At 42.7% G+C, this 19203-nt stretch carries 21 protein-coding genes, 1 pseudogene and 1 riboswitch; of the genes and pseudogenes, 5 read left to right on the top strand and 17 right to left on the bottom strand.

What is annotated here, in order from left to right; all coding sequences use genetic code 11:
• The 12 genes from AC58UW_RS06830 to AC58UW_RS06775 form a co-directional block, all read right to left on the bottom strand.
• Positions 1-1398, bottom strand: coding sequence for a spore germination protein (locus AC58UW_RS06830; RefSeq protein ID WP_497419920.1), 1398 nt, complete (start codon positions 1396-1398; stop codon positions 1-3).
• A 120-nt stretch (positions 1399-1518) separates the two neighbouring features.
• Complete coding sequence (locus tag AC58UW_RS06825) at positions 1519-2685, bottom strand: iron-containing alcohol dehydrogenase (RefSeq protein WP_497420005.1); 1167 nt, start codon at positions 2683-2685, stop codon at positions 1519-1521.
• Positions 2686-3209: 524 nt separating this feature from the next.
• Positions 3210-4289 (bottom strand): metallophosphoesterase family protein, encoded by a 1080-nt coding sequence (locus tag AC58UW_RS06820; RefSeq protein ID WP_497419919.1) that lies wholly within the window; start codon positions 4287-4289, stop codon positions 3210-3212.
• A 270-nt stretch (positions 4290-4559) separates the two neighbouring features.
• Positions 4560-5369, bottom strand: a complete 810-nt coding sequence (locus tag AC58UW_RS06815; RefSeq protein WP_497419918.1) for a methyltransferase domain-containing protein — start codon at positions 5367-5369, stop codon at positions 4560-4562.
• 250 nt (positions 5370-5619) lie between these two features.
• The gene (locus AC58UW_RS06810) at positions 5620-6696 is read right to left on the bottom strand and encodes a Gfo/Idh/MocA family protein (protein ID WP_497419917.1); all 1077 of its coding nucleotides are present in this window, start codon (positions 6694-6696) and stop codon (positions 5620-5622) included.
• Positions 6697-6716: 20 nt separating this feature from the next.
• Positions 6717-7790 (bottom strand): GNAT family N-acetyltransferase, encoded by a 1074-nt coding sequence (locus AC58UW_RS06805; RefSeq protein ID WP_497419916.1) that lies wholly within the window; start codon positions 7788-7790, stop codon positions 6717-6719.
• A 49-nt stretch (positions 7791-7839) separates the two neighbouring features.
• A riboswitch (ZMP/ZTP riboswitch) is annotated at positions 7840-7919 on the bottom strand.
• Positions 7920-7981: 62 nt separating this feature from the next.
• On the bottom strand, positions 7982-8482 hold the full coding sequence (locus AC58UW_RS06800; RefSeq protein WP_497419915.1) for a CBO0543 family protein: 501 nt from the start codon (positions 8480-8482) through the stop codon (positions 7982-7984).
• A gap of 174 nt (positions 8483-8656) precedes the next feature.
• A complete protein-coding gene (locus AC58UW_RS06795) occupies positions 8657-9184 on the bottom strand; it encodes a CBO0543 family protein (RefSeq protein ID WP_497419914.1) in 528 nt (175 codons plus the stop codon).
• Positions 9185-9357: 173 nt separating this feature from the next.
• Positions 9358-10296, bottom strand: coding sequence for an alpha/beta hydrolase (locus tag AC58UW_RS06790; RefSeq protein ID WP_497419913.1), 939 nt, complete (start codon positions 10294-10296; stop codon positions 9358-9360).
• Positions 10297-10414: 118 nt separating this feature from the next.
• Entirely contained in the window at positions 10415-11008 is a 594-nt protein-coding gene (locus tag AC58UW_RS06785; protein WP_497419912.1) for a DUF2441 domain-containing protein, read from the bottom strand.
• 2 nt (positions 11009-11010) lie between these two features.
• Complete coding sequence (locus AC58UW_RS06780; protein WP_497419911.1) at positions 11011-11580, bottom strand: GNAT family N-acetyltransferase; 570 nt, start codon at positions 11578-11580, stop codon at positions 11011-11013.
• Positions 11577-12257: a carboxylesterase family protein gene (locus tag AC58UW_RS06775; RefSeq protein WP_497419910.1), complete on the bottom strand. Its 681-nt coding sequence runs from the start codon at positions 12255-12257 to the stop codon at positions 11577-11579. The genes AC58UW_RS06780 and AC58UW_RS06775 overlap by 4 nt, the downstream gene beginning before the upstream one ends.
• A 217-nt stretch (positions 12258-12474) precedes the next feature.
• Here AC58UW_RS06775 and AC58UW_RS06770 point away from each other — a divergent pair, with 217 nt between their 5' ends.
• Both AC58UW_RS06770 and AC58UW_RS06765 read left to right on the top strand, forming a co-directional pair.
• Positions 12475-12948 carry a MarR family transcriptional regulator gene (locus tag AC58UW_RS06770; protein ID WP_497419909.1) on the top strand — a complete coding sequence of 158 codons (474 nt, stop codon included), beginning with the start codon at positions 12475-12477 and terminating at the stop codon, positions 12946-12948.
• Positions 12949-13093: 145 nt separating this feature from the next.
• Positions 13094-14338, top strand: coding sequence for an MFS transporter (locus AC58UW_RS06765; protein ID WP_497419908.1), 1245 nt, complete (start codon positions 13094-13096; stop codon positions 14336-14338).
• A gap of 23 nt (positions 14339-14361) precedes the next feature.
• On the opposite strand, the gene AC58UW_RS06760 is transcribed toward AC58UW_RS06765, so the two are convergent.
• Positions 14362-15261 carry an SDR family oxidoreductase gene (locus tag AC58UW_RS06760; RefSeq protein WP_497419907.1) on the bottom strand — a complete coding sequence of 300 codons (900 nt, stop codon included), beginning with the start codon at positions 15259-15261 and terminating at the stop codon, positions 14362-14364.
• The gene (locus tag AC58UW_RS06755) at positions 15258-15770 is read right to left on the bottom strand and encodes a LysM peptidoglycan-binding domain-containing protein (RefSeq protein WP_497419906.1); all 513 of its coding nucleotides are present in this window, start codon (positions 15768-15770) and stop codon (positions 15258-15260) included. Before AC58UW_RS06755 ends, AC58UW_RS06760 begins: the two co-directional genes overlap by 4 nt.
• Positions 15771-15970: 200 nt before the next feature.
• Between AC58UW_RS06755 and AC58UW_RS06750 the strand changes: the two genes are divergently transcribed.
• A complete protein-coding gene (locus tag AC58UW_RS06750; RefSeq protein ID WP_497419905.1) occupies positions 15971-16633 on the top strand; it encodes a class I SAM-dependent methyltransferase in 663 nt (220 codons plus the stop codon).
• A gap of 51 nt (positions 16634-16684) precedes the next feature.
• Here the strand turns inward: AC58UW_RS06750 and AC58UW_RS06745 are convergent, their stop codons facing one another.
• Positions 16685-17527 (bottom strand): sensor histidine kinase, encoded by an 843-nt coding sequence (locus AC58UW_RS06745; RefSeq protein ID WP_497419904.1) that lies wholly within the window; start codon positions 17525-17527, stop codon positions 16685-16687.
• A gap of 37 nt (positions 17528-17564) precedes the next feature.
• Positions 17565-17864, bottom strand: coding sequence for a winged helix-turn-helix domain-containing protein (locus tag AC58UW_RS06740; RefSeq protein WP_497419903.1), 300 nt, complete (start codon positions 17862-17864; stop codon positions 17565-17567).
• Between AC58UW_RS06740 and AC58UW_RS06735 the strand changes: the two are divergent.
• Positions 17753-18132: pseudogene (locus tag AC58UW_RS06735) on the top strand (glycoside hydrolase); the annotation flags it as partial. The gene AC58UW_RS06740 and the pseudogene AC58UW_RS06735 overlap by 112 nt on opposite strands.
• A gap of 15 nt (positions 18133-18147) precedes the next feature.
• Positions 18148-18354, top strand: a complete 207-nt coding sequence (locus AC58UW_RS06730) for a hypothetical protein (protein WP_497420013.1) — start codon at positions 18148-18150, stop codon at positions 18352-18354.
• Positions 18355-18428: 74 nt separating this feature from the next.
• Here the strand turns inward: AC58UW_RS06730 and AC58UW_RS06725 are convergent, their stop codons facing one another.
• Positions 18429-18980, bottom strand: a complete 552-nt coding sequence (locus AC58UW_RS06725) for a dihydrofolate reductase family protein (protein ID WP_497419902.1) — start codon at positions 18978-18980, stop codon at positions 18429-18431.
• Between the last annotated feature and the right edge of the window lie 223 nt (positions 18981-19203).

Raw genomic sequence — 19203 nt, 5'->3', positions numbered from 1 at the left:
TCATTGTTTTCGCTGCCCCGATACGTATCGTCTATTCATTCTTATTAGCGTATCCTTCCAGAATTTTTGCCCAATAGGTGCTGCCGGTGCCAAATAAGGAACGCCGAATGACTTAAGCGATACAAGATGAATTAAGATGAACATGACCCCGATGGCAACACCATACAGACCTAAGAATCCACCTAATACTAGCAGCGGAAACCGTAGAATTCGAAACGGCAATGCTAAGCTGTAGCTCGGAAAAGCAAACGATGCAATGCCCGTACCCGCAACGATCATTACGATAGGAGCTGAGATGAATCCAGCTTGCACAGCTGCTTCACCAATAACTAGCGCCCCTACGATGCTCACTGCTGAACCGATGGCTTTAGGCAAGCGAAGTCCAGCTTCCCGCAATCCTTCGAACATCAATTCCATCAATAATGTTTCGATTACGGTTGGAAACGGAATACCTTCTCTAGATACCGAAATACTAAGCATTAGAGCAAGCGGAATCATCTGGGGATGGAACGTTGTAAGCGCAACATATACGGAGGGAAGTAAGCAAGACATAATGGCTAGTAAGAACCGTATAAGTCTGACTGCTGAGACATATAAAAAGCGCTCATAATGGTCTTCAGCTGCTTGAAAACCTGACCAAAATGTCATTGGCAATAATAAAGCATTGGGAGAACCGTCGACGATAATGGCTACTCTGCCCGCCAATAGACTCGCGGATACGGTGTCTGGACGCTCAGTGTTTTGAATTTGCGGGAAAAAGGATAAGGACTTGTCCTCGATAAATTCTTCAATATATCCAGAGTCCAGCAGTTGATTCGTATGAAAAGAATGAAGTCTTCTTCTGACTTCTTTAAGCAACTCGGGTTTGACCTGCTCTTCGATATAGGCAACGACAAACTCCGTATTGGTCAGATCTCCTGCTTGATGCATTTCAAACTTTAAAGTGGGGTGACTTATTTTCCTTCGAATCAAACTTATATTTGTTTTCAGATTTTCGGTAAATCCTTCACGCGGGCCGCGAATAGACGCTTCATTAGAGGGTTCATTAATCGCGCGTTGTTTGAAATCAGTCAGATCAGCTAAATATGCAAAAGGCTTTCCGTCAAGAAAAACGGCCGTACAGCCTTTCAAGACCTTTGCTACAATTTCCGATAAGTGATAAACAGTTGTATACTGCTCCAATCGATCAGAATCGCGACTAATCATGCATGCCGAAATAATCTGTTCCAATCTATCCGAGTCCGTCATCTCTTGAATATAAACGAGTAGAATATTCGAGTGATCCGTAAGCTTTAATGGTCTATATACGATATCCGCACAATTTTGAAAAATATGTAGTAATGCATCGTAATTGATCTGTACATTTTCGTTAACATCCATTGAAATGCTTTGCTCCATGCCCATACCCCCTTCCCGAATTCGCTTCTTATTTTGTGTGGTTTTATGTTGATTTATTCCAAAAAATAGAAAAAGAAGCATTGCTCATAACTCGCAGCAATGCTTCTATCGTCTGTCTTATTACAACGAATTTATCAAAATCTTTCTGACATCTTCTTTATTCAGAGGAACATAGCTGCCGATTGTATCGGTGGCCATGGCACTTTTCAACATCAATTCAATTTCTTTATCGTCTACTCCGAAGTCAGAAAGCTTAGTTGGTGCTCCGATAGATTTCCAGAAACGCTTGAGAGACTCGATCGTCTCCGCTGCTAATTCACCTTCTGTTTTTCCTTCTGGTGCCAAATCGAATACTCTCACACCCAATTGTGCGATTTTGTCTGGACGAATGGCTGCGACATGCTCCATCCAATGCGGGAAGAGAATAGCAAGCCCTCCACCATGCGGAATATCATGGACGGCTGATACGGCATGTTCGATTTCATGTGTCGCCCAGTCGGTTTTTACGCCCATTGAGGTTATTCCGTTCAGAGCAAATGTTCCATTGAGCATCATGATTTCGCGATATTCGTAATTGTTCAAATCTTTCACAAGTTTTGGTGCCGTCTCAATGACTGTGAGCAGAATCCCTTCTCCGATTCTTTCCTGCAGCGGTGCATTGTTGGAAGCATGGAAATACTGTTCGAAGACATGCGACATGATATCGACGGTGCCATAAATCGTTTGATCTAAGGGAACGGAAGCGGTAAGTTCTGGATCTAGGATACTAAACCTAGGATAGGTGTGAATGGAGCCAAAGTAGCGTTTCTCATTTTCTTCCCAGTTCGTAATGACGGAGTTTCCATTCATCTCAGAGCCCGTTGCCGCCAACGTCAAGACGGTACCTATCGGAATAGCGTTGGACGGAGCAGCAACCTTCCTCGTCACGATGTCCCATACGTTACCATTGTACGGCGCGCCAGCGGCAATTGCCTTGGCGCAATCAATCACACTGCCCCCGCCTACAGCAAGAATAAAATCAAGCTGATTCTCTTTAATTAAGGTAATCCCCTTATTAACAGTCGTGAGTCTTGGATTGGGTTCCACGCCTGGCAGTTCAACGATGAAAGCGTCAAATTCCTTCAGTTCATGAATAACCTTATCGTAAAGACCGCTTTTTTTTATACTTCCACCGCCGTACAAAAATAAAACGCGTTTGCCATAAGCCGGAATTTCTTTTCTCAAATTGCTTAATTGACCTTTTCCAAATAATATCTTCGTCGGATTCTGAAATTGAAACGAGTTCATCTTCGTCCCGGCCCCTTTCTTAAATGATTGCATCAACCATACACGCAAATAACCTAAATTTCCGTTCATCTACTAGTATTCCCATGTGCTGTTTTATTCAATTCACTTAAATTAAGCAAGTATTTTTTGCTGCACATCATTCATCGCTTAGCATCTTTTCTTTTTCAGTTAGATGAGAGATTCGTTCTCAATCTCGTAGTTCGACGCATATCCAAGCACCGATGCATCATATCATTTTCAACGACAACAGACACTTGAAATTTGGATTACAAATTCCCCTTTTAAATCATAGTTAAAGAACTGCTGATACGGGGGGATAAAAATAATTTTGCCATTATTAACGGCACCAGGCACTCCGATTGCAATGGAACGAAGCCTTGGATATTTCTCGATTAACGTTTCAATTAGGTCCCCCAGCAGCTCGGCATCTTGTTGTATTACGCTTGGCTTTGTCCCTTGCTCTTTGACCTCCCCAATACAGTTGAAAATCGAATAATTTGTTTCGTTCTTCTCAATAAAAATGGCTAACTGCCTTTAAACCAATCTTTTCCTATTACAACTAGCCAACGAAATAACTCCGTTATAGGTGTTTGTTCCACATCATAAAAGCGCTCTGGCTCTTTGTCATTTCCCCCCAATGCCACTGAGAATTGTGCTTCTTGAATATAACGGTGTCGGTAAAAGTCACGTCCTTTAATAATCGTCCTATCTTTATATACCTCAACATACAAACCTTCGCTTTCGTCTGGCCCCAAAGATTTTTCGCCGCCGTGATCGTTGTCTGTCCAGGGCTGCTCCACGGACGATGAATTGACCATTGTAAATTTATCCCGCAATAGCGTATCCGGCAACTTCAACTCCCAATGGGTGTGGCCAGAGAAGAAAATCACCTGAGGGTAATCCGATAGTATTTTTTTCAATTCCTCATGTTGAACGATCGCTCTGTTATTCGTACAGCAGAAATGCGTGCCCGCCACACTATAAGGAAATGGTTGATGTAAAAAAACGAAAACTGGTTTTTTGGCATCAACATCTGCCTTCAATTTCGTACTCAACCAGTCCAACTGCTTTTGCGAGAGGTAGGCATCTTCCAAGTTGGCCTCACTCGATTGACGATATTGCTCTGATCCAAGAAATATAAAATGGTACCCCTGAATGATCCGATCATAGTAGACTTGTTTTTCTCCCGTAAGCTGTAAGAATCGGTGTATGGAGGCTTGCTCCGACTCCTTGTTCGGGAATGTATCCGCGTTCCAAACTTTGTTTGGATCAAACCACGCTTGATAGAACTCATGATTCCCAATTGTCAAAGCAATGTTCTTCGGATGCGGATTTGAGTTCAACAATTCATTTAATTTGTCATAGTCAGATGACATTCCGTTTGTTAAATCCCCATTGATGATGAGGGCATCGGAATTCGGATTCAGCTCATTTAAATCACGCAGTGCGGCTGCGAACTTGTGATGGGACTGCTTATCCCAAGCTTGCACATGAATATCGCTAATAACGGGGAAGGACAGTTGAGGCTTTTCCTCTTCCTTCGTATTGAGGGGAACAGTGAATAAAGCAAGCGACAATCCTAATCTCAATAAACCTCTCTTCACTCCTACCACACTCCATTTCCTTCCATTATGGTATTTACTATGAATTAACCATAATTCTTGAATGTAAGCAGGAGATTTGGCACAGCTAAAGATTATATGAACGATTTGAAGCACTTCACATCATTTTCACGCAAGTCGACAGCATCCGACACTAGCTGGTGCGAGCAAAATAAAAAAGCTTGATTTCTCAAGCTTTCTTTAACTAAGTTTATAATTATCGCGTATCCGATCACATGGTCCGAAAAAAGCGCACCTAAGTATCAACAGTAGTCAACCTTTCGTGGCTTGTAGCGAAAATGTGAGTGGAATATGGTTGGCGGAGTCTTTCCATCGCCACTGTCCGTCCTCGCCTTGTGCCATGAATGGCAATCGTTGATTACTACCATGGGAAAACTCATGGAGATAGTCCAAGCGAAGTCCTGCGGCTATCAAAGCATTCAATATATCACTGAAACTGTAGCTCCAGACATACTCGACACCTCGTTGATTAGCCCCTGGATCAGAATGTGGTACAAGTCCCTCGATCCGAATGGGTTCCTCCGTGTGAAAGTATGGATAGCGTGTGAGCAAATCGGCCACATCGGCAGCATCATCAAAGACATTGAGAAACGGATGCTCCTCCTGTAGGTATAATACCCCGCCAGGTCTGAGGAAATGCGCGATAATCTTCGCCCACCGATCTAGATCAGAGAGCCAAAACAAGACACCGCCTGACGTAAAAACGATATCGAACTTATCATCGAGTATCTTTGGCAGTTCATAAATGTCCGTGCAGAGAAAGCGCGCGTCCAGCCCTGTTTCTTTGCTCAAACACTCGGCGAGTGCAATCGCATCCTCTGAGAAATCTACCCCTGTAACCTGTGCACCGAGACGAGCCCAGGAAAGCGTATCCAAACCAAAGTGACACTGGAGGTGCAGCAACGACTTACCTGCCACATCGCGCAGTTCCTCCCGTTCAATCGGACCTAGGGTAGACTTGCCTGCCTTGAACCCTGCGATATCATATCTGGCTGTACTGGCGGCATTGACGGCGGTGCGGACGTTCCAGTGCGCTCGGTTCTGTTCCGTATAATCGGTCATGGATGAATCGCTCCTCTGACGTTCAGTCTTTGGCTGGCAACAGTTTAGAAGAAACTTGAAGGATTGGATGTATAACAAGAATATACAGAGAGCTCGTTCCAGTATGTCTGTTCTTTATTTCTTTCGCCCAATTACTCTCGTGACCGTGGCTTCGAGCATCCGTGGTCTGTTCCCTTCCACGTAATAGAGGCTGCCATTATACCGGCAGCCTCGTTCTGTATACGTTAATTTATGCTAATGCATGTTCACATTAAAACGCCCAGGGTTGTGTCGTCGTCGAGAGCTCCTCTCCTGACTCGATTGCCGCCTGCATCAGGATAGACAAATAATGATCCTGCATCGCCTCTTCCAACCCATAGCATGCTGGCCCACCTTGCACATAGTCCGCCATCTTAGCCAAACTCGTAGCAATGGCGATTTCATCGTCAGATAAACGCCCAGGAATGAACGGATTTTCATACACCCACTCATCATTAGCGGTAATCCCTCGGTGATAATACCCTTCTAGGTTACCATTATGTCCTGTATCGACTCTTCGGAGTTCGCCCTGGATTGGTGTCCTGAAATCACGCAAATACCGGAACGTTTCGTTCATTAATTCTCCGCGGCTTCCGCGAACGAGTACTCGATTACTGCGAATCCAAGAGAAATACTGATCCCCTGTAAAATCAAACAGAGCCAGTTTGTCTCCAAAACGAAGTGTAACGATATCCTGTACGGAATCACCGATCACTTCACTTTCGGGGGGTCCATAACGCCCCGGGCCTTTCACGAGATTGGACGTAAACCTCTGCCCCCTGATGACAGCGTTCTCGAATTCTATGCCTAGCATTTTTCGGATCAGACTGATTCCATGATAGCCGTGAGCGGCCGAGACTTGTACTTGTGAAACGTCACCGAGTTTACCCGACCTCGCGAAAGCAATATGTGCAGCATGCATCGGTTGATATAGATACTGTTCGGCTACCTGTACGCGCCCTTTCAGCTTTCGGAGCGACTCGTACAAGGCAATCATGCCAGGGATGTCCCTAGCCGGAGGTGTCTCTGTCAATACCGGAATGCCCCGCTCTGCCAGCTCCAGTGTACAGGAAGGCGCAGCATCCCATGGCACAGAAACTACCGCAAACATGAGCGACCCGCTTGAAGCAAAAGATTCCATATCACGATAGGTTTTCACACCCCATTCATCCTCAATCTCCTTGCCGCGTTCCTCGTCACGGACAAGCATCGCCTTGACAGCGAATCGCTGCGGCAATGCCTTTGCAATACGTAAATAAAAATCAGCTCTCCACCCTCTACCAACAATACCGAATTCGATTAATGACATAATTATTCCCTCGCTTTCGTTTAGATACGTCGTTCATACAAACTAGCGGCCCAGCCTTGGGATTCATATCGACCACAAAACGTGAATCCTTCACGGGTGTAATACCCATTAAGCGCCGCGTTACCAGCCATACAATCTAGACGCAGCCAAGATTTGCCTTGTTCTTCTATGTAGCCCTCTGCCCAATTGAGCAGTCGCGTGCCAATTCCCATACCTGGATAGTCCCGGGAAGCAGCCAGTCGATGTACATAACCAGCATCTTCGTGGAACTGATCTCCCCAAATCTCTTCATCTCTCCAATGAACGGATAGACAGCCGATAGGCACTCCATCCATGTGCGCCACAAATAACTCATTCTGCTCAATTAATTCGGAGACATAAGCATGCGTAAACCTTTCCTCGCGCCACTGGACAAAGCCTTGCGTCCGCTCAATCCATCGTGCCGCATTGACCAAAAGTTCACGCACCGCTTCCGCATCTTCCAATTCCGCTCTTCGAATGTCCAGCTTACCATGCCAACGGTACTCTAACAGCGCAGCTGTTTCCATCGCCAATGATTCGCTAGACATCCTTGCCACGACATGTAATGCAGCGTCGAACCCAGTAGTTACACCACCGGACATGACAATCCTGCCGTTATCGACATACCGGACATTCTCAACTACCGTTGTAGCTGGTGAAACCATGCTCCGTAAAAGATCGTAAGCCCTCCGATTTGTTGTCACTCGAAGCCCCTCCAACAAATCAGCTTTTGCCAGCAACAGAGCTCCCGTACATACCGAAAGTACAATTGCGGCATGACTCGCGGCCTCGCGAATCCAGGTGATCAGTCGTGAATTGGTTATTTCTGTGCGAGCTCCGAACCCTCCTGGTACGATGAGAATGTCAATCGCTGGGCAAGTATCAAAGCTATATTGTGGCGTGATCGTGATGCCGCTAACGGTTGTCACTGGGATTCCCTTTTCGGCAACTGTAAATACCTGAAAATGGCTACCCAAGTACCCAGCCACCCCAAAAACATCATGAGGCCCAGTAAAATCCAACGTATCCACCTTATTATACAACACAACTCCGACATTCCTTGCCTTCTTCATCGACTTCATCTCCTTAGAAATAAAAAGAGCATTTGACCCATCGGATCAAACACTCTGCCCAGGCGATCGGCTATATGTCATAAGCGCTCCCCCGTAGTCCTCTACGTTTCGCCAGTTACGCGTACCAGAATTTACCTAAATTATACTTATTAAAAGTAAAGACGTCTAGATGAAATTAATTTATTCTTTATTCATCTAATCGGAACTTTAAATAGAAGTAATAATACAATAGTTACTGGTATTGAGATCGAATACGCAAGTAATGGCCGGCAAAAATGTAATCGAAGCAATGGGAAGGTGATTATATTGAATACAATTGAATAAAACATAGTCCAACCGTTATAATGTTTAATCGCTCCTGTAAGCAAATAAATGACCTCAATAAAGGAGTATATGACCACCCAAAAACCTATCCACAATGTTGACTTAGCAACTCCGTGAGGGTACAAGCCAAGGAATATCAGTGCTGTAGAGGCAAATACCACCAAACAGCTTAACTCGACACCAATATAACTATGAATTGGCGGTTTTGGCTGATGCTGCCATAGTGGATAATTATAGGTCAGCAACATATAAAAGACGTCTCCAAGCAAGAAATACAACATCGTTGAATGATATTTTTGCCAATTTCTCCAGTCGCCCCAACGCCATGCCGCAAGTATAAATAATATTGCCACAGCAATGAAAAGCATTTGATTACCCCGTTACTTTGAATCTTTCGTTTTCCTCTTATAATTCCCAGTCCCTATATACGTATACGCACTTCATCCTCTGTTTGAACGCAACACCAGTAAATGAGAGCCGCATTACAGTTATTGACTCATTGTTGAAAGCTTCCCCGTTGTCGCGGAACCCGAAGCTATCTTTCACTTTTTTGGTTTCCAGTATTCGACGAATCCTCTCGTCAAAATGCCCGTGAGAATATAGAAAATGAAAGAATAGAAGTAGTTCCACCCATAATAAGTGATCGTTTGAGCCCAAATAGAGAATGGTTCACCAATAAATGCAAAAATAGCAGCTTGAAATAATAAAGCAATGGTAAAAGATTTCCATGTTCTAAAGTACTGATAGATCAGCATTTGTGCAACCGGAACGACAGAAAAGTCAAAAGGAAACCCAATAAGTGAATAGGGTAATAATTTATTGGGATACACCCAAGCACCGATTTCTGAACCAAGATCATCCGTAAAGGACGTAAAGATTACAACCATTAGTCCAAAAAACCAAATAGAGTGTGCTCTTTTGCGGTCAATCAGCTTGAGCAATAGAATCCATGGAATGATTAGACCAATAAGCAAGAACCACCACTGCCAAGTAAAAACGCTACTATTCAACCATCTATCCAGCTCGAATTGGGCAGCTTTTTGCTGCATGTCATGCAATTGCTCATTCATCGTTATTCCCTCGACCACTAAAAAATTTTCACATCATGTTAATTTTACCCTTATACTTGCTGCGTTAACCTGACTGTTTGATCATGGAATGTCCTTTCGCATGTCTTGGTATCCTTATATACATAAAAAAAATGCAGGTCCAAAACAATTAAATTGTTTCGAACCTGCATTTTTTATCCGCGAATCCATGAATTTGCCAACAGAATAGCGCCTTTTGCTGCACCTGTATCCGCTAGGGCGTTGAGCATGACGAAATCATGAATTGTACCTTGGAAGCGCGCAGCAGTAACCCGAACTCCTGCTTCTCTCAGTTTATTCGCATAGGCTTCTCCTTCATCCCTTAGTACGTCCGCTTCAGCTGTAATTACAAGTGCTTCCGGGAGTCCTTTCAGTTGTTCTATCGAAGCTCTTAAAGGTGAGGCAGTAATTTGTGCTCTTTCGCTTGGGTCAGTCGTATACTGGTCCCAGAACCATTTCATAGCATCCTTGCGGAGGAAATATCCTGTTGAAAAATCCGTATAGGATTCTGTCTCAAATGAAGCGTCAGTTACCGGGTAGAAGAGCAACTGTTTGCGGATATGAGGGCCTCCGCGCTCTTTGGCCATTAATGTAATGGCAGCACTCATGTTACCTCCGACACTATCCCCTGCAACTATTATGTTGTTTAAATCGAATCCCTTTTCGCTGCCTTGTTCGGCAACCCATTTTAGGGCTGTAAATACTTCCTCAATTGCAACGGGGTATCTTGCTTCCGGTGATAGGCTATAGTTTGTAAAAACAACCGCGGATTGAGACCCAACCGCTAGTTCTCGAATCAATCGATCATGCGTGTGCGCATTTCCGAAGACCCAGCCTGCACCATGAGTGTAGAGAATCACCGGTAATGTATCTGACTTATTTTGAGGACGAAGAATAGTTAGAGAGATGTCCCCGTTGGGTCCTCCCGGAATTGCTACGTTCTCGATGTCAACGGGCGGCTTGGTTATGGGGCCATTTTGAACTTCGTCTACTGTTTTCCTACCCTTTTCCGGTCCTAAATCAAAGAGAAATGGCGGATTAGCAGTAGCTTCTACAAATTCTTGTGCAGCTTTTTCAAGTACGAGCTTCTTCATTTGGGAACCACCTTTCTTTTACTTTCATTTTGTAGTCCAAATTTATTAACCAATTCGCTATGAAATCAATCTCCTTATGTTTAGATTGGTGATAGTATCTCCCGAATTTCTTTAGCCCTTAAGCAGAGAACTCCTCGATAATTTCGACGACTTCAATTTTCCCATTAATCAAAAGCTCCGGAAGCTCGTTATTTACATTCCCCTTCCAGTATTCTCTAGCCTGCTCGATTTTTATGGAAAAAGGGGTCGCATCCTCCTTAGGTAAAAGGTCTCCATCGCCCTCAAAGTAATTGCCATCAACCCGAAGTTTAACAATTTGCAAAACGTTCCGATGATAGGAATCAAATATGTTTTTCCACTTCAAAGCATCTTCATAACTTTTCGCAGCATATAAGCAAGACAATCTTGAAGGATATGCTGGATATTCTTGAAGTCTAACCATTTCAACCAGCACTTCTCTAATAGCTCTGATTGTTTGTCCTACATACTTAACTGCTACTTCTGCATTTTCTTTATCCATCATCAAGCCATCACTTGTGTAATGTCTATTTATAATTTGAATAAAGTCTTCACCATTGGCATTCAATTGTTCCTTTTCAAAAAAGAAGCGGTATAACGTGTTTTTTTGGTCATTATCAAAATAAATTACTTGTCCAAGAATCATTTTATTCCTAGTAACAATGTGATAGACATACAAATCGTGCTCACTCATGTCTATTTCCTCCCGACCGATGAGCTCTGTAAACTGTCACTTCTTAGGATGGCGTATAATTTAACGCTAACATATTTTCCTTTTACAAACATTTGCTCCCGAATCAAGCCTTCGTAGTGCATGCCAACCTTCTGCATGACTCTCTCAGAACCAGCGTTTTCAGCTATACATCTTGCTTCAATTCTATTTAATCTCAACTCATTAAAACCAAATGTCAGAATTGTACGAACTGCTTCTGTAATTAAACCTTGATTCCAATAATTTTGTGATAAGGCATAGCCGATTTCCGCACGATGATGAAGTTCATTTATGTACACCCACCCGCATGTACCAACTACTTTGTTAGTATCCTTTAATACTATCCCCCAGTCACTTGGCTGATCGTTCTCATATTTCTGTAAAACCATATTTAAAAATGTGTTTGTATCATCAATGCTTTTATGACTTTCCCATGTCGTGAATTTTGAAACTTGTACATCGGACGCATATTCGTTAATATCAACCGCATCTTTTAATGATAATTTTCTCAGTAGTAAGCGTTCACTTTCTAGTGTTTTATTGAATAATGTCATTGCTCTGCGCCTCCAATCGTTCTTTGGTGTCTCAATAGCCAGGCATACAATTCTTGATTGTTATATGTCTCTTCCATTACTTTGTGGCTGTGACCTAGTTCGGAGTAGTATGTGGCTCTGATATTTCCGTCCATATCTGTTATTGATCTAACCATCTCGATTGTCCCTGATACTCGCACAACATCATCGTCCACACAATGAAATGCCCAAATGGGCACATTCTTTAGATGACTAGCCTGATCGGGCTCAAACCACCCTGAAATTGGCACTATCGCTGAAAATAGTTCAGGTGACCTTGAAGCAAATTCCCATGTTCCGTTGCCACCCATACTAAATCCAGTTAAGTACAATCTCTCAGTATCTATGGAATAACTCATTAGGATTTCATCAATCAGAGCCATGACGGAATGGTATTCTCGTACCCAATTAGAGTCTGTCGGACACTGTGGAGTAACCACAATAAATGGGAAATCCGTTTGGCGTTCAGCTATCCAAGTAAGCCCATAGTTATCTAACAAACTAATCTCTTCACCACGTTTTTTAATACCATGCAAAAACAGGATTAAGGGGTATTTTGAATCTTGATTTAGCCCGTAATCACGCGGCAGAAATAGTTGATAATTCATGTTCACTTTAGATGGAATGAGTTTGCAGAATGTATGATTTGTAACAGACATTTTTAGCCCTCCTAAAATTCTGATTCAGAACATCTAATTGGGTCTGGCAATAGGGAGTAACACCTCTTCCAGTTATTTTCCATTCACATAATTAGACTATAGGTCAGGCCGAAGGTTGCGGCCATGACACCGTTTCCCGTTTCTGTCACTTTGCTATGAATAGAAACAAAAGTTTACTATAATATTGTTATTGCACCAACCGGCGGGAGGACAGGCCATGAACAAAGAAGATCAGGTCATAATGGGATTCAGGAACGTATTTAACAAAATGGTTTGGCTTAATAAGTTTAAGATGGAAGAAAGTCTTAAGGGTTTTAAACCTTCTGAAGTACACTGTATCGAATACATTGGAAGAAATGTAGATTCCAACGTGACTATACTTGCGGAGTCCTTTTATATGACTAGAAGTGCCATAAGTAAAATAACTAAGAAGCTCATAGAAAGAGGCTTTATCGAAAGCTACCAGAAGCCGGATAACAAGAAAGAAATCTATTTTAGGCTTACTGAGCAAGGGAAAGTAATTGATAAAGTCCATGAGGAGCTGCACAAAGAGTTTCAGGAGCGGGATAAAGCCGTATTTGAACAGGTTACCGAGGAACAATTTGACAGTATGCTTCGTTTCTTGGATACGTATAGCAGGCATTTAGATACAGAAATAAAGAAAATGGATGTAGATAGGAAGTCGGAATAAATTTGACATTGAAAATGAAACCACAGACAGCCTGGCTCTATGAAGAGCAGGCTGTCTTTTTTATCCTCACTTTTTGTTGACAAGGAAACAAAATGGTGTTAATTTGTTTCCAAGGAATCAAAAATTTATTGAGAGGAGTTTTAACGTGTCCCTATTTAGATCACACAAAGGACAGAACACAGAGCAAACCGTAGATAAAAAGGCCTTGCTGTTCGGTCTAATGTCTGTGTTTCTTTGCGGAGTAGGCTTCAGTATCATTACACCTGTCGTCCCATTCTTAGTCCAGCCTTATACGAGCAATCCGGCAGAACAAGCTATAATGGTTACGCTGCTGACCTCTGTTTATGCCGTCTGCGTGTTTTTGGCAGCACCCGCACTTGGAGCTTTGAGCGACAAGTTTGGTCGACGTCCATTGCTGTTACTATGCCTTTTGGGATCCGCAATCGGATACTTCGTTTTTGGCATAGGAGGAGCTCTCTGGATTCTATTTGTTGGGCGCATAATCGAAGGTATAACAGGCGGGAGCATAAGCACTATATTCGCCTACTTTACAGACATCATTCCTCCAGAACAAAGAACCAAATATTTTGGATGGGTTAGTGCTCTTGTAGGTGCAGGCACCGTAATTGGCCCAACTCTCGGCGGATTACTAGCCAAGTTTGGTAATTCTGCACCCATGTATTTCGGAGCAATGATAACTTTATTGAATGTTGTTTTTGGAATCTTATATATGCCTGAGAGCCTTAGTAAGAATAATAGACTGAAAGAGATTACCTTTGTAAGACTTAATCCATTTACACAGCTCGCAAGCCTGCTTTCCATGAAAAGCTTAAAAAGGCTACTTATCTCAGCTTTCTTACTTTGGGTTCCTAATGGTTCTTTACAGGCCGTTTTTTCTCAATTTACAATGGATACTTTCAGTTGGAAGCCTGCGCTAATCGGACTTATGTTTTCAATCATGGGCCTCCAAGACATCGTTTCACAAGGCTTGATTATGCCAAAGCTTTTGATAAAACTTAGTGATGTACAGATAGCAATTCTTGGAATGGTTTCGGAGATAATAGGCTACTGTCTTATTGCGCTATCTGCTTTGTTCTCATTCTATCCTCTTTTTATCGCTGGAATGTTTATATTTGGTTTTGGTGATTCGATCTTTGGGCCTTCCTTCAATGGGATGCTCTCCAAATCTGTCGATTCTAGTGAACAAGGAAGGATTCAAGGCGGCAGCCAGTCTATTCAGGCATTAGCAAGAATGATTGGACCTATCATTGGAGGTCAAATTTATGTAGCACTTGGCCATGCTGCACCTGCTTTTATGGGGATGATCCTTATATCAGCGGCAATACTAGTTTTGTATAAGCGTACGCATGTAAATAAAAAGCCGCGATAAACGCGGCTAAATATTTGACAATATCATGTTTCAGTCATAATGCCACCATTGACATGGAGAACCTGACCCGTAACAAAGGACGAATCGTCTGAAGCCAAATAAATGTAAGTCGGTGCAAGCTCAAAAGGCTGACCAGCTCGTTTCATCGGTGTTTCCATGCCAAATGTTTTCACATATTCAGCAGAGTAACTAGAAACGATGAGCGGTGTCCAGATAGGACCTGGAGCTACGGCGTTTACTCGAATTCCTTTAGTCACTAGCTGGAGAGATAACGATCTTGTAAAGGATACAATAGCTCCTTTGGTTGAGGAATAATCCACAAGTAAAGGTGCTCCAGCATACGCTGTAACAGAAGCAGTAGAGATGATCGCACTTCCTGGTTGCAAGTAAGGAAGCGCGGCTTTCGTCATATAAAAATGCGGGAAAATATTTGTACGGTATGTGTCTTCCAGTTGTTCATCCGAAATATCCATAATGCTTTCCTGCGGGAATTGAACGCCTTGATTCAGAACTAGCGTGTCCAGTCTTCCATAATGCTCTAAGGTCTGTTTGACTACCGTTTTAGATGTCAGCGGCTGCCTTAAATCACATTCGATTAATAGACATTGACCACCGTAATTCTCGACCATTTGCTTAGTTGCAATCGCATCTTCTTTCTCATACAAGTAGACAATGGCCACATCTGCACCTTCTTTTGCAAAGCCGATCGCTACCGCGCGGCCAATACCACTGTCGCCTCCCGTAATGATGGCAACTTTGCCGGCCAACTTGCCGCTTCCTTTGTAATGTGGGTTATCGGATATCGGAGTTGGATTCATTACATACTCTAAACCAGGTTGTATGTCCTGATGTTGTGGCGGAAAAGTTAACGGCTGCAGACGGCATCGTGTCTCATGGCCGAAATAAGAATACATTGGAATCATTGCGACCCCTCTTGAAATACGAACGTATGCCACACGCCAAAATTATCTTTCGCTGTTATGCCGCGCTTACCTCCCATTGCTGCATCTAAATAGTATGGATAGCTGCCTCCCATCGTATAATGCCCTGTATAATTACCTGGGAATGATACTGGAACAGCGTCGAATTGCAACTCCTGAGCCGTGACTTTCAGCACACGTGTTGTTTTCTGAGATGCCGCAAAGTTCGATTCATGCGTTTGTTGAGCCTGGCTCTCTGCTTTTAACATATTAATATCGTTCTGCATGGCCTGGATCGTTTCCATAAAGTTATTGTTTGAAGGAGACGTATAAGATGGAATACATAATTGCTGACCAACTCTAAGATTGTACGGATCGATACCTGGGTTTGCTTGGAGAATAAATGTCACGGAAACGTGATAGACTTGCGCAAGGTGATATAGCGTGTCACCCGGTTGAAGTGTATGAAGATGATGATCCGCAGGACACTGTCTATAGAAGTAAGGTTGCATAGGAAAAGCCCCTCTCATAACATAGTTTTATCACATTCTATGTAGGAAATAGGCCTTTGCTACATGTAATTTGACGACGGATCCGTCTGAAGACGGAGATGCATCTCATCCGCCGGATGGTTCAGACGTGCAGCTCGTTCTCCTATAATGAAATCATAAGATATAGAAGGAATCGATTTCATTTATAAGGAGAGCTTTGTATGATGAAAAGCATGCGGAAGAACAAGGACGTTGGCATATATGGCTTAACGGCAAAATGGTATGATAAAAATTCTCGTAAAAGCCGAATGACGCAAATGCAAAAGTATGCGAATGAAGTTGCCTCGTTCGTTCGCATACCCGCGAATGTGTTGGAAGTTGCACCTGGGCCGGGTTATTTATCGATTGAACTCGCTAAGAAAGGGTTTCACGTTACAGGCGTCGAGATAAGCCCTGACTTTGTGAAAATTGAGAACAATAATGCAGATGAGGCACAGGTGACCGTTGATTTTAAAGAAGGTAACGCCGATCATTTGCCTTGCGAAGATAACTTTTTTGATTTTATTATTTGCAGTGCTGCTTTCAAGAACTTCAAGGATCCCGTAAAGGCCCTGTGTGAAATGCACCGTGTGCTCAAAGATGGTGGAACATCCCTGATCATCGACATGAATAATGATGCGAGTTCTCAGGATATTAACAATGAAATTCGTGAGACAGGTATGAAAGGATTTGACAAGCATTTTGTGAAATTTGCATTTAAAACTTTCCTAAAACAAGGTGCTTACTCAGAAGATGATTTTGAAACGCTTATAAAAGAAACCCCTTTTAAGCACTATAAAATCAAAAAAGAGGGTATTAGTTTATTTGTCTATCTTTATAAATAATGGAATCTGAAAATGAAAAGCGACGACTCCATCTCGAACCTCGAGTCCGAATTACGCGTTGTGTTTTTGTAGAATCGTTCGTGAAATGGATAGGCCTAGACCGGTACCGCTGAATTTCTTGCTCCGAGAGCTTTCCATGACATAGAACGGTTCCCACACAAGGTCCCAAGGCCTCTCCTCACCTAAATCCGTTGAATTAGCTATCTCGAAAAATACAGTATCCCCTTTGATTTCTGATGTAACGTTAACTCTCACACCACTTGTGTACTTCATTGCATTCGTAAGCCAATTATGAAGAACGGATTCCAGCTTTGACCGATCCGACATCACCCATGTTTCGGCAGGCAGTTGGATGTCAGCCTCAAGTTCTAAGCCACATTGATGGTAGGGAGAATGATAAGCTCCAATCGTCTCGTCAAGCAGCTGCTTAAAATTGGGCATTTCAAAACGATACATCTCCTCTTGAAGTCGTGACAGTTCAAGCAAACGATCGATCAGGACGGACATGGCATTGCTCTGCTGTTGAATGACATTGGCATATGTACCGTCGTCCAAGCCGTCCTGAATGCCGCTTGCATAGTCTCGGATGAGCGAGAGCGGTGTTTTCAACTCATGTGAAATATCGGCAATAAATGTTTGAAGATTTGCGTTCTTCGCTTCTAGCGATTTATGCGCCTCTTCCAAATTGTCGCTCATCCGATTAATACTCCGTGCGAGCGACTCTATCTCGTCCCCTGTTTGTATGTCCACTTTGGTGAAAGATAAATGAGAGATCGCTTCGGCTGTCTCATTCAGCTTACCGAGCGGCTTGACAATACGAGCTGTATAAAGCGCAGAAAGCACGATAAGCAGCAAAAGCATGCCAAGCCATATATACATATTGAACAAATTCATGATTTGGATGGTCTCTGATGAATTGCTAATAGACTCGCTAGCCCATACCGCGATACGTCTTGATCCGCCTCTCGCCTATCTTCTCACGGAGCCTTCGAACGTGAGTGTCAACCGTCCTCTCTTCACCGTAGTAGTCCAGTCCCCACACTTGATCGAGCAGCATTTTGCGGGTGATAATTTGTCCCTTGTTAAGTGCCAAGTACTTCATTAATTCAAATTCCTTATGTGTCGCTTGAACGTCGTTGCCATCCCGATATACTTTCTGGGCATCAAGATCGACGGTTAGATCGCCAAACGTCATTTTCGCACCAAGCTGCAGCAGCTTTTGAGCACGCAACAGTAGAATACGCGGATCAAACGGCTTGCGAACAAAATGACCCCGTGTACTCCTTACCTTTATACAAACTTGTTTATAATGACTCCATTATTACGACAAATCATTGGGAATGGGGTACATAAAAGATTAAGGGTGAAGAAGCGGATAAAATGCTCTATGGACTTTTGTACAATGTGCCTCCTTTGTATCATTTGAACCGCTTAACCTGGGAGCAAGAAAAAGCAGTATCCTTCATTATTTAAAGGTCTGGTCCCCTCTCCATCAGCAAGCTGTCTCTCAAAAAATGAGCAAATTCACTGTATTGACAGACGACAGGCTTGTTCAAAGCGAGCAGTACGGCGACAATATCAAGGTCATTGCCAACTTCTCCGAACATGAAGTGAAGGTAGATAACGATGCGATTCCGGCGCAGTCCGCCGTTATTTATGAAGGGAAACAGCGCTCGATATTCAATGCAGCAGATAACGTTAAGCTTCTTGCTCGTAAATAAGTCAATTCTAGCTTCAACGAAAGGTGTAGACAATAAAGAACCAACCGGTTAACCGGTTGGTTCTTCTTTCCTTCTTACCTATTCAGACGATAGATGACTTGTACAACACCAGAGGAGAATGTTCTGGTATTAACCAATTTCAAATTCAACCTCTGTTTAATATCCGTAAACAACGGTTTTCCTTCTCCCAATACAACAGGATGCACAGATAATCTAAACTCATCAACAAGTCCTAGATTGATAAATGTTGTAATAAGACTTGCTCCGCCATATAGCCAAATGTCTTTACCTGGCTTATTCTTTAATTTATTTACTTCTTTAAGAATATGATCATTGATGAATATAGCTTTATCATCAGTCCCTCTTTGTGTTCTTGAAAACACATACTTCTCCTTCCTATGAACTAAATCCCAAATTTCATTTTCAGACTCTTCATTATCAAAATCAGGCGTATATTGGCCCCATAAATCATAGCTTTTTCTTCCATATAGAATGGTATCAATTTGATTTAAGAACAGGATAAAACCCATCTCAGCGTCCATCACGCACCAGTCAACTTCCCCATTATTCCCTTCAATAAAACCATCTAGAGTAACGGCTAAATCTAATATGATTCTACGGTTCATGATTCGTTAACTCCTTTCGTTGATCTACAGCCTATTATAGGTCTTAAGTATGTCAACTTATGTCATAGTCTAAACATGTCCTTTCTTAGTAGCGTAGAAAATAGTTCTTTCCAACGTTAGTTCAGTTGTTTTTAACTTGTTAACTATTCGTTTCTATGAAGGACATCTAATGTAAAAGAATCAAAACAACCGCCCTCGAGAATCCGAGGGCGGTTGTTTGTTA

The sequence above is a fragment of the Paenibacillus sp. J22R160 genome (assembly GCF_059692135.1).
The sequence above is the reverse complement of the archived record's forward strand: the minus strand, read 5'-3'. Positions and strand labels throughout refer to the sequence as shown.